The organism is Streptococcus danieliae (genome assembly GCF_025447695.1).
In the GTDB taxonomy this organism is placed as follows: domain Bacteria; phylum Bacillota; class Bacilli; order Lactobacillales; family Streptococcaceae; genus Streptococcus; species Streptococcus danieliae.
This window is the reverse complement of sequence record NZ_JAOBSU010000056.1, coordinates 1-11562: the sequence shown is the minus strand read 5'-3', so window position 1 is coordinate 11562 and position 11562 is coordinate 1. Positions and strand designations below refer to the sequence as shown.

The window sequence follows — 11562 nt, the reverse complement described above, 5'->3', positions numbered from 1 at the left end:
AAAATTTTTGAAGTTTTTTTGACTTGGTTCGGATGAACCGAACCTTTATCAACTAACTGTCCCGTTTAAGGAACTCTTCCTTCAGGACTTTCTTAGTATACAACACTACAGCTTTCTTGGCAACCCTTTTTGCTCATTTTTTTTAAAAAATTTTAATTTTTTTGTTTTCGCTAAATTTCAAGTTGAAGTTAGCCACTCAGAAGAAATTCATTCGGCGACTTGTAGCTCAAACATTTTTTAGGATAATTGTTAATCCAATTTTCTATAAAAGCGACTTCTTGAGAAGTCGTTTTCTTTGTACCTTTTGCCAACAATCTGCGAATTGAACGATTGTGATTCTCATTAGTCCCTTTCTCCCAGGAAGAATACGGATGTGCATAGTAGATATGTTCCGAAGAGAATACCTCAGATAGACGACCAAATTCCCCTCCATTATCAGCTGTTAAAGATTCTATAGAATGTTCTTCTAAGATGTTACCCAGTTCCTGATTAACTGAATGGCTACTCTTATTAGGAATCATCCGCATAATCTGATAACGGCTTCGACGGTACGTCAAAGCTAGCAGACAAGTATTCTTCTCCTTCGTTAATACGGCTGTATTAATCTCATAATGATTGTTTTCTAGACGGTTATTACCTACGGTACTAGTTTTGGAACCAGTAGAAACAGCACAGCTCTAAAACTACCAACTGCAGCAAGACCTGTTCCAGCTTGTTTTGGAACCAGTAGAAACAGCACAGCTCTAAAACCAAGATGAAAGTCAGCAGACTGGAGTTGTTGGTTTTGGAACCAGTAGAAACAGCACAGCTCTAAAACCTCGGACAGACTCCGAACTTCCGTAATCGCACTGTTCGCCTCAGCTAGACTTCAGTTTCCAATGGTTCTGCTATGACTAGTATAGCACACTCTCCTCAAATAGAATGTAATCTTCATCTAAAATCCACTGCTTCTGTCCCAGAATTTTCCGTGGTTCTAGGAAGAGCACCGGTAGCTGTTGAAGTTGGATATACTCTAGCAGCGAGACCTGTTCTTCCCTACTTAGATAACTCAAGCTATTCACAAAGACCAGCAAGTGCTTTCTTTGCAAATAGCAGTATACTTGGATAATCGAACAACTTTTGTCGAGCAAGTTCTCGCTATCTGTTTCCAATTTGATTCCCAATACCTTAAAGAGTTCTTGGAGAGTGATGGTATCATAAATCAAATCCAGCTCGTTTGCCAAGCATTCCCGTCCAATTAGTTCACGTATCTCACTAGCTAGGCGCTCAATCCTATTCTTGGTTTCCGGCTTTAAGTTCAATTCCATCTCTAAGTCTGTATAGATGGCTTTTAATAAAGCAGGTGAATTTAGGTCATGTCCTATAAGGTCTGTCACCAGCATCAGTTCACTTTCTTTGAGCTTATTCAAATTTTGATCAAAAAATAGAAGTTCTCTTTGATCTCTATAGTGATAGCACTGGCGTGCAAAAGTCGAGAACACGCGCACATCTTCGACCACTAGAATTGTCGGTCCTTCTATGGGGACTGGTTGATCCAAAATGGAGGCATTAAGATTCATCCGAGTAATCCTCCCCTAAGAAAACCAGACGGCTGTCACTGTTGGCCACATGGGTGTTTACTGACCCCGTCAGATAAACCATTCTGGAGAACTGTTTTTCTGTGACGATTAGGACGGATACCGCTCCAGCTTTAGGTTTCTTCTCTTGCAGCCGAGCCAACATAGCTGTAGCTGCACTTTGGTTCAGTAGAAGTTTACTGTAAACTGAGTACTGGTGCATGAGGAAGCCCTCATTAATGAGAAATCTCCGGAACTGGCGATACGTTCGTTTGTCCTCCAGCGTCTCCGTCGGCAGATCGAAAAATAACAACATTCGCATATATCGGTAACTCATATCCTAAATACAGGAATCTCCTTTCCATCTCCATTCAAGGCTTTCACCACCTTCTTAGTATAATCGCTGACAATATTGGTCAAATACATCTTCTTATTCCCGTAGGAGTAAGTCTCTGTGAAGAGTTGAAATAGCTCTCGCTTTATCCTCTCAAACGGAAAATGACGGTTGTCATAAACAATTTGATCCACTAATGGTCGAAAGGGCTCCATCAAATCACTGGCTAGATTAAATGCATTAAACTGGTTGGTATGCTTTAATCCAATTTGCGTGAGACAACCAGCCACAACAATCTCACGTGCAAAGAGACTCATGAGCAAGGTATAGCCATAATCAAGACCAGCATTAAGATCATTATCCAGCTCTCTCGAAAATTCCTTCCCAAACAAGGTATTGAAATAAGTTCTCGCTGCATGTCCCTCTCGGTTGCTAGGATCCATTACCTCGAGTCCTCGATACAATTCCAGCACAGATTGTGATGCTATCAACCAACCTTGTTCTCCCAAGTAAGCAGTTTGGTTCAGAATCTTCTGGGCAATGATTTCTGTCCAGACCACTCCCTTCAATTCCGGACTCCAGTTCATTTGCCTAGCTATCTGTAGACTGGAATCATGACGTGCATAGTAGGGCTGGAGCAGGGCTGTAGGTAGACGCTTCTCGTCACAAAAAATAACAAGAATACGCTCATCCACCAAGCGTTTAATCAACATAGTAGTCAAGACAATGTCAGTGGTCTCCAAGAGTAGGACGTCAATCTCCGATAAGTGAATCAACTCCGTTTGTCCTACTGTTTTAAAGACCAAGTGATTGTTTTTGTAAGAAAGTTTAGAGTGAGTGTTGACTACAATCGTTCGCCAGCCCATCACTCTTCCCCTAACTTCCGCAAATCGATCCGTGTTTCATAGAGACCGGTAGGGGATTGTTGGATGAGAGTGGCTGTTTTGCAGAAGGGAGCTCCGACACTGTTGTACCGATGCCCTTTAATCGCTTCTCCATAAAAGTTCTCAACGCTACTAGCAGCTCTCATTTCAGTAAGAGTTAATAATTTCACTACTTCCTCCACTCTTTTTTCTAATGGTTCCGTTTGGGCACCTTCCAGTAGCTGCTTCAACGAGTTCCATTTCTTTTCTGGTAGCACTTCGGTAGCCAAAAATTCGAGAAGGCTGGTCTCAAATTTTGCCAGAAGGTCTTTGGCCTCATCTTCTGAAAAGTCTCTTAACACTCTTCTTTTTGAAATAGCTTGTAATAAACGTGCTAACTGCTGACGCTCTTCGATACTACGCAAAGGAATAAACTGCTTCCCTTTCTGGAGCTCATTGGCACTGATTAGATAACGACGAACGCCATTCTCATTTTCAAACAAGGAATACTTTGGTAGACGATACATTTCCCCAACTAGGCGATAACCTTGATCCAAAAGGTACTGGGCAGGGTTTGCTTTAAAAATTGGCTCATCCATAATGTTCACTGAGAGAAAATGCCACTCTGATTTTTTACTCCGTCCCTTCTGACCATAGAAGGCAATCGCATAAGTCGGGTTCAAGGATTTTTTTCCACCATATTTCTCAACGGCTAGATGAGATTTCAAGGGGCGGAGCTTGCCAGTTCCCTTCGGATAGTTGGTTGCATCATAAAATTCACCTCGTTGAATCTCTGGCTTCCGAACCACATTTACTGATGTACCATACAGAACTCGTTCCACAATCGGTAAAATTTCCTGCCAATCCCAGATGATCTCTCCTGTATCCACTTGAACCAGCTTATCGACTGTGAATAAGCGGAGTACATTCTCCGAAAAGCGGAGACGCTCATCCGCAGATGACTTCCCAATAGCTCGGTATTCCTGTCGTTTTTCTGGTGTCTGACAATGATAAGCTTGGTAGACCAAACTCTTCCTCAAACTTGGATAGAGTTTCAATAGGACTTTAGCCACCAAAGCATTAAGATAGGCATCGTGAGCGTGGTGGTAATCATTTAAGTCTCGACTCTTATAGAGTTTAAAGGTGGAACGGAAACGATTAGCAAAGACAGATTTTAAGGTGATGATGTCGACTGCTGAGGCACCCGGGACATTAAATTTCAGACTAAGGAGTTGAGCTAGATGCTTGGTAATCTGACGTGTCTGAACCAGTTGCCGGTTAACAAAACCTTCCTTGTCTCTCTCTGTCAGTTTTCCTTTGGTCAAGTTGGCATATTTCTTTTCCGTAATAAAGCCAACCTTTTTAAGACGATTCCATGAAGCTCGTTGTGTGGCAATAACGTCTGCACTCGGTACATCATCTAGCTTCCCACGATTGGCTTTCCGACTAGTCAATACCTTATTGTCAATCGAATCATCTTTCAAAAAGCTTCGAGGGACAATATGATCCACATCATAGTGGGATAATTCATCTAAATCTAAGGCTTCTCCTGTATAAAGATCTTTCCCATCCTGTAGATAGTAAAGATAAACTTTCTCACCGCTAAGCTCAGCATCCTCACGATTTTTTAAATCTTTTACTAGATGAGAATTTAAGTCCTTCAAACCTGCTTCTAATTTCTTCCTCCGCTTGGCTGCCAGATTATTTCCTTTAGCCGTTGACATGTCTTCCCTGGCCATCTCAACAATGATTTCTTTAGGCGGATAGCCCATCACCTCTACAATCTCGTCGACAATCTTGAGGGTTTGTAGAATCCCCTTTTTTAGGGCGGGGCTGCCTGCTAAGGCAGCAACCATTTCCTCATTGGTCAGATAGACCTTTTGACCTTGACTTTCTGCAATCTGCTCCTTAAAACTAAGGGCCTCGTCAGTAATCAACTGCATGAAATTCCGATTGGCTTTCCCGTCATCCCACAAGAAATCTAGAATCGTTTTCTGGCTCCCCCTGTCACACAAACCATGAATCAATTTATGGGAAAAGCGGCCCCAACCAGTATAGGAACGGCGAGATAGGGCCTTTATCTCCTTTTCTGTCAAAATCGACTTGCATTCTTTTTGTAAGCGATTTCTAATCATATCCTGATCTGTGAATAGTGTCAAGATCTTAATGATTTGTTCCAGAATCTCTTCATTTTTGTCATTATCCAAGACAGACTGAGGGAGGATTTTCTTCAGGTCGTGGTAAGTACCATAACTAGCATTGAAACCTTCTTTCACCCCTCTGACAATTTCGACCCCATGGTAGCCTTCCATCGTCTCCAAATAAGTCTTTAGGTCCTTCTCCGTGACTTTCCGCTTCTTCTTGAAAAGAGATCCAAAAATATTCCGTTTTTGATCAGCTTCTAAGAATGCATCCTTGGTCATCCCTTCTGCCTGAAAACGAACTTTGGTCAGTTCATTCAGAATTAGGAAACGTTCGTAAAGAAGGCTATGTTTGGGTAGGACCATTTCATCGGGTAGATAAGTGTCTCGAACCGTCATGTTTTTAATGAATTTTTCTGCAGAAGCTTCCTTATCGACTAGCTCCTCAAAGTTCCAGGGACGAATAGCTCCCGACTTTTTATGCTCCATCCAAGCAAAAGGACTCTGCCCCTCTTGTGCCAAAGGACCGACATAATAAGGGATTCTAAAGGTCAAAATGGATTCTAGTTTCTCCGCTTCTGCTTTTAGGAAGGGATAATAGATTGCTTGCTGTTCAAGAATAGCCCTGAACTCCAACAAATGAAGCTGATTAGGGATTTTTCCATTCTCAAACGTTCGTTGTTTCAGTAGAAACTCCTCTTTGTCCATAGCCTCTTTAAAGGGAGTGGCTGCCGGATTCTCTCCGATTAGCTTCTTAATCTCTTTGTAGAATGAGTCCTGACTAAGTAATTTTGAACTCTGGTCATCTGAATTTCCAATGTAGGCCGTATAGCCCTTCTTACTCCCTTTATGGAAAAATTCATCATAGACTTTCTTCCCATACTCACTCCTGACAAATTCCTTGAAGTCAGCCAATTGTTGCTTATGTTGCTCATAGCGTGCCACCATACTGGCAGAAAGTGGAGCTTTATCTCCTATTGGTGCAATGATTAAACCGTTCAAAATAATTTGATGATGAATTTGTCCGATATAGGTAAACAAGTCCTCATAATCTGCCCCAAGTATTTCTAAAAGAGCTGCTACATCCTCTTCATAGCTCTCCTTACTCAAATCTAACTTGGCCGCATCTTCTAGGTCGAAAACAGCTTTTAAATTGCTTTCTAGTCCTACCATCAGCTTAAAGAAAGGCTCCAACTTTACCTTAGGGCCTAAGATTTTGGATACCAGTTCCTTTGCTTTATCCTTACGAGCTGATTTTGGGTCTCTCACTGTCAAAATGGTTTCTAATTGTTCTAAGGTATCTTGCTGGAGCAAGTTTGATAGATCTAACTCAAATTTTTCTCCATATTCCTCAAAAAAATCTCTAAGGCTATCTATTAGACTAGCCTCCCCTAGCTTAAATTCCCCCTCTATCAGAAAGTGGCCACGGTATTTCACCATGTGGGCTAGAGCCAAGTAGATGTGGCGTAAGTCTGCCTTGTCCGTCTTGTTTGCCAACTCATGTCGCAGATGGTAGATTGTTGGATATTGCTGATAGTAAGCCTGTTCTTCTGCCTTTGTTCCAAACAGAGGATACTTTTCATATTGTTTATCCTCCTCTTGGAGGAAAGATTCCCGAAGCCGGTGGAAAAAATTTTCATCGACTCTGCTCATCTCTGGCTGGAAAATGTCTTGTAAGTAAATCAGTCGTTTTTTCCGACGCGTGTAACGCCGTCGTGCAATCCGCTTGCTTCGACGATCTGCGGCTGTCTCACCCGCATCAAACAAATAGGAGCCAATCAGATTTTTGGTGATCCGTTGTTTGTCCGTATTCCCCCGCACCCGCATCTTTTTCGTCGGTACCTTGTAATCATCGGTTAGGACAGCCCATCCGACACTGTTAGTACCGATATCTAGACCTATTGAATAAGGGATTTTTGTCATACTAGCACCTCTAAATTCTTTAGTTGTTATTTTGAGTATAAATCCTTGACAAATACCTGTCAAGGATTTATACTACTGCTATTGGAGCTATTAGAAACAGCACAGCGAGTTAAAATAAGATTTATTCGTATCCAAGCAAGAGACCGATTCGGTCTACTTCCCCAGTTCTTGACTGGGGATTTTTTTGTTTTTCGAAAACCCTAAAAAATCTCGCTAGCGGGCTAGCGAGATTACTTTTTCTAGTGGCTGTAAATACACTTCTTCCCCCAATCCTCTTTGTAGGAGACCTTCCTTTGCGCAGCTGACTAGCTGCTGGGAGAAGAGTTCCATAGCCTCTTTTTCTTTTTGTCCCAAAAGGCTTTTCGAAAACTGCTGCCGAAGTTGTGCATAATCTCGGCCGTAGGTTGTAAAAAAGGAATGGCCATCAAGGAGAGTTTCGAGGGCGTCGAGGTTGGTGAGGAGACCCAAATGAAAGACGGCCGGTGCGAAGGTTGCTCCAAGGGGCTGGGTACAAATGCTGCGGAACTCCAGAGTCCCCCGCTTGGTCAACTCCTGATAATGATAGGAGCGATGGTGCTGCAGATCTGCCACCTCTGGCTGCAGGCGAACCAGCTGACCCGATAGGTCATAGGCCTGAATTTCTTCCTGCTCGAGATAGCTGACCAGCGGAATTGGTTCGAAATAATAATACTCTCCTTTTCGTTGAATGTAAAAAAGAGAAGAGCGGGATTGATAGTCCATGAAGGCTTGCTCTGTCGTAAAATCGTCCGGGTAAAGACCTACATTCTCAGGAATAAGACCATGCATAGAAGCTTCCCAGAGATAGTCTCGGGCTAGAGCATAGTTCTCCAAGGGTTCAAAGGATGAGTTGGCAAACAGGTAGGCTTTGGCAGCCTCAATTTTATTGAAGGCATTTAGAACTCGCAGAAACTGACTTCTGCTCACATCGAACTGGACCTGGCTGCCACAAATGTAAGCTGCATAATCAGGATAAGCATGGAGCTGCTCATGGTTAGCACCCAAGGCTAAATAATCCATCAGCATTTGGTAACGCCCTGTCGCAACTGGCCGATTGTCATTGACCTTCCAATTGGGGTTAATTCCCAGACCTAACAACTGGTGATCCTTTGAAAGCAAGAAGTTCTGAATGGTATCAAGATAGACCTTAAAACGATCGGCAACTTGAAAAAGGGTCTCAGCCTCAGCAAATGCAAATTCTAGGGTATTATAGCTGACTTCAAAGAGAATCACATCTCCATTTTCAGCCCTTATTTCAATGGGCTGATGATGCCTATCTAGCCCGACAACCTTAAAATCCAAGGTTTGAACCAGGTGGTCCAGCAAGGCTAGGGATACCTCCCGATTGGTGGTCTGTCCCTGCAAGTGAACAATGGGAAATTCCAGTTCAATCCCAATAAAAAGTTCTGGATTTTCCTTGAGTTTTGCAAGATAGTTTTCCTGGAAAAATTGCTTCACGAACCTGCCCCCCTTTTTCTTTGTTCCTACCAGTATACCAAAATTTTTGGGGTCTACAGACGAAAAAGAGAGAACCGCTACAGTTCTCCCTAAAATCTACTTTGTAAACACACTTTCCCGAGCCTTGCTGAGAGAGCTTCAGCTCTTTATAGAATCCTCAGCTAGGGGTCTTAGTTGTTGATAGTTTTCTTTTTTCAAATTGGAAATGCTTAACATCGCCAGCAAGCTAAAGAGGTAAAGGCTGGCTAAGAAAAGGAGTACGACTGGAATGGTGGAGTGTTGTAAAATATAGCCGATGACAACTGAGGAAAAGCCGCCGATGGCTCGTCCGACGTTGAGGATGGTATTGTTGGCGAGGGAGCGAACATGGTGCGGGTAGAGACGGGTAATCATGGCGCCATAACCGGTAAATATTCCATTGACAAAAAATCCAACAATGGCTCCGGCGATCAAAATAGTCAGGCCTGTTTTCGCGAAACTGAAGAGGTAAACCGACAGGGAAGAGGCCAGCAGAAAGACGCTATAGACCCTGCGAGGTCCCAGGCGGTCTAGTAACTGACCAAAAACAACCATTCCCAAGCACATACCGAGAATTGTCGTAATCATCCAAATCGAAGAGCCGCTCATCGAAACACCTGCTTGTTCTTGGATAATACTTGGCAACCAGTTCATCATGCCAAAATACCCTGCGATCTGGACTGTTGTCATGACCATTAAACAAAGCGTTTGTGAGGCTATTTGTCGGGTTTTAAATAAATCCCCAATTTTCCCTCTGTCGCCTGGAGCAGCCGTATCTGTCTGTTCATCGAAATCGCTGACCTTGTCAGCATCAACATGGATGAGCGACCAACCAACAATCAGAAGGGGTAAAAGACCGCACAAAAATAGTCCTCTCCAACCAAAAATCGGGGCAATCAGTCCAGCCAAGGCTGCTGAGGTTATTGAACCTATTTGTCCGACGATTCCGTTGATAGAAGACACTCTTCCCATATTTTCTTTTGGAACTAATCCAGCCATAATCGCAATTGCAACGCCATATTCACCACCAACACCAATACCAGCAATAAAACGCATAGCATAGAGGTATTGAAGATTTGGTGTAAAAAAGATGAGGGCTGTTGCTAAAGAGAAAATAACCACTGTCCAACGAAAGACTTTAAATTTATTGTAACGATCCGCTAAGATCCCAAAAACAATCCCCCCTAGGAGCATACCAAGATTGGTAATCGTAGCAATCCAACCCGCCTCAACCTTACTAATGGCTAGCGAAGCAATGATGGAGGTAAGGGAAAAAGATAAAAACATAACATTCAAATCATCTGTTCCCGAGGCAACAATAGCTGAAATTAGAGCATTACGATCATTTTTTGACAGTCTCATTTCTTACTCCTTTATTCAATTCCTTGGGACCACGCTTCTGGGTCCAGGTGCCAATTTTCCAATAAGGTCCGGAAAGGCTGTAACTCTTCCTTTAACAAAGCCTGTTGAATGAGGGCCTCATAATCCGTTAAACTCGTATAGGCATAGCCAGCCTCCGCAAAAGCGGCTTTCCCAACCGGTAATAAGTAATTAAAAATAGCGACGCAACCGATCACTTCTGCTCCATGCTCCTCCAGTGTCTTGGCTGCTTGTAAAACACTTTTCCCAGTACTGATTAAATCTTCGACAAGAACAACTTTGGTATGTTCAGGCAATCGTCCTTCAATCTGATTTTTCTTCCCGTGTTTTTTGGCATCAGAGCGAACATAGATTAGGGGTAAATCCAGTAATTGGGCAACCATACTGGCATGAGGAATTCCTGCTGTCGCAACGCCGGCGACTACCTGAACTTGTGGAAAAGCGGTCTGAATCCTCGATGCCAGCTGCTCTTCAATAAAGGATCGTTGCTTAGGGAAACTCATGATTAAGCGATTGTCGCAATAAATAGGGGATTTTAAGCCCGAGGTCCAGGTATAAGGAGTTTCTGGAGATAAACTAACAGCTTGCATCTCTAATAGAATTTGTGCGACTTGGTGGGATACTGGTAACGTCATCTCAAGATCTCCATTCATTCAAAATCGTTTGGTAGGATTGGCTAGGATTGGAAGCAGCTGTAACCGGCCGTCCCACTACAATGTAATCCGTCCCCAAGCTCTTAGCTTCTTGAACGGTCGCAACTCGAACCTGGTCATCCTCTGGAGCCAGATGCTGACGAATACCAGGTGTGATCGTTAAAAATTCGGCTCCACAATCCTCTTTAATAAGGGGCACTTCCTGTGGAGAACAGACCACCCCGTCCATGCCAACCTCTTTGGCCAGTTTAGCCAAGTGAAGAACGTTTTGGACTAGATTCTGCTTTGAGTCCTGCAGACTTTGAAATTCTTCCAGACTAGTTGAGGTCAACTGGGTCACGGCAATCAAGAGCGGCTGATGACTGGAGGCATTTCGAGCTTCCACAGCAGCTCGCATCATCTTGATGCCTCCTTGAGCATGTACATTCAACATGTGACAGCCTAGCTGGCTCAGCACAGCCACGCTCTTGGCAACTGTATTTGGAATATCATGCAGTTTCAAATCTAAAAACACCTGATGACCAGCTTCTAACAAGCTTTTGACTACCGCCGGTCCTTGGCTATAGTAACATTCCATTCCAACTTTACAAGTGAGTGATTCCGGAGCTAAATCCTGTAACAAGGCATTGAACTCCTGGGATGAGGCAACATCCAAGGCAATAATGGGCTTGGTTTTATCCATAGGGACCTCCTATTCAACTAATACCGTTAATGTCAGCAATACTCCTCTCTTCTTTTCAGACCAAATCTGCCCGAACCTTTCCGATAATAGCAACTGCATGGATCTATTCTCGAACGAAATTTAACCTAAATTGTCTAAAGTTTATCATATTCCGAATAATTGTCAATCCTTTTTTTAAAATGATAGTTGTTTCGGAAAGAAAAAGGACCTGGTCACAAGACCAAGTCCAAGCTGTCTAAACGACTCTCCTGGTATGAGAGGGAAGGAAAATCAGCCATCACTGAGCCCCTCATACTCTCTCTATTTACATCCACACGTCCCTAGCTTCGACTTGCCTAACTTCAATTATGCCTGCCTCTCGCTACCTGTGAGTGCAAACTAATTTGAGTATTTGATTTTAAGGTGGAATTAGTATCAGCTCTCAGAGACTCCTTACAAACGTCAAGAAGCAGGATGGACGAATCATTCCCGTTGCTTATTCTTTTTGAAAATAATGTCAGGATTCTGACTCCTCATCATCAATTTCATAAAAATGA

The 11562-nt window shown here is 43.0% G+C and carries 8 protein-coding genes and 1 pseudogene; all 9 read right to left on the bottom strand.

Annotated features, from left to right (window positions below):
- Window positions 1-188: 188 nt before the first annotated feature.
- Window positions 189-641 (bottom strand): annotated as a pseudogene (locus N4310_RS05165) (IS30 family transposase); the annotation flags it as partial.
- A 252-nt stretch (window positions 642-893) separates the two neighbouring features.
- A complete protein-coding gene (gene csn2, locus N4310_RS05160; RefSeq protein WP_262092330.1) occupies window positions 894-1559 on the bottom strand; it encodes a type II-A CRISPR-associated protein Csn2 in 666 nt (221 codons plus the stop codon).
- A complete protein-coding gene (gene cas2, locus N4310_RS05155; RefSeq protein WP_262092329.1) occupies window positions 1549-1893 on the bottom strand; it encodes a CRISPR-associated endonuclease Cas2 in 345 nt (114 codons plus the stop codon). Before cas2 ends, csn2 begins: the two co-directional genes overlap by 11 nt.
- Entirely contained in the window at window positions 1890-2756 is an 867-nt protein-coding gene (cas1, locus tag N4310_RS05150) for a type II CRISPR-associated endonuclease Cas1 (RefSeq protein ID WP_262092328.1), read from the bottom strand. Before cas1 ends, cas2 begins: the two co-directional genes overlap by 4 nt.
- Window positions 2756-6817 (bottom strand): type II CRISPR RNA-guided endonuclease Cas9, encoded by a 4062-nt coding sequence (gene cas9, locus N4310_RS05145; RefSeq protein WP_262092327.1) that lies wholly within the window; start codon window positions 6815-6817, stop codon window positions 2756-2758. Before cas9 ends, cas1 begins: the two co-directional genes overlap by 1 nt.
- A 213-nt stretch (window positions 6818-7030) precedes the next feature.
- On the bottom strand, window positions 7031-8293 hold the full coding sequence (locus N4310_RS05140; protein ID WP_262092326.1) for a glutamate-cysteine ligase family protein: 1263 nt from the start codon (window positions 8291-8293) through the stop codon (window positions 7031-7033).
- Window positions 8294-8431: 138 nt separating this feature from the next.
- Complete coding sequence (locus tag N4310_RS05135; RefSeq protein ID WP_262092325.1) at window positions 8432-9673, bottom strand: MFS transporter; 1242 nt, start codon at window positions 9671-9673, stop codon at window positions 8432-8434.
- Between the two features lie 11 nt (window positions 9674-9684).
- Window positions 9685-10326, bottom strand: a complete 642-nt coding sequence (gene pyrE / locus N4310_RS05130) for an orotate phosphoribosyltransferase (RefSeq protein WP_262092324.1) — start codon at window positions 10324-10326, stop codon at window positions 9685-9687.
- Window position 10327: 1 nt separating this feature from the next.
- A complete protein-coding gene (gene pyrF, locus N4310_RS05125) occupies window positions 10328-11026 on the bottom strand; it encodes an orotidine-5'-phosphate decarboxylase (RefSeq protein WP_262092323.1) in 699 nt (232 codons plus the stop codon).
- Window positions 11027-11562: the final 536 nt, after the last annotated feature.

Bases quoted from the DNA above. Each gene is read 5' to 3' on its own strand.
- csn2 (WP_262092330.1), bottom strand. From the start codon at position 1,559: ATGAATCTTAATGCCTCCATTTTGGATCAACCAGTCCCCATAGAAGGA.
- cas2 (WP_262092329.1), bottom strand. From the start codon at position 1,893: ATGAGTTACCGATATATGCGAATGTTGTTATTTTTCGATCTGCCGACG.
- cas1 (WP_262092328.1), bottom strand. From the start codon at position 2,756: ATGGGCTGGCGAACGATTGTAGTCAACACTCACTCTAAACTTTCTTAC.
- cas9 (WP_262092327.1), bottom strand. From the start codon at position 6,817: ATGACAAAAATCCCTTATTCAATAGGTCTAGATATCGGTACTAACAGT.
- N4310_RS05135 (WP_262092325.1), bottom strand. From the start codon at position 9,673: ATGAGACTGTCAAAAAATGATCGTAATGCTCTAATTTCAGCTATTGTT.
- pyrE (WP_262092324.1), bottom strand. From the start codon at position 10,326: ATGACGTTACCAGTATCCCACCAAGTCGCACAAATTCTATTAGAGATG.
- pyrF (WP_262092323.1), bottom strand. From the start codon at position 11,026: ATGGATAAAACCAAGCCCATTATTGCCTTGGATGTTGCCTCATCCCAG.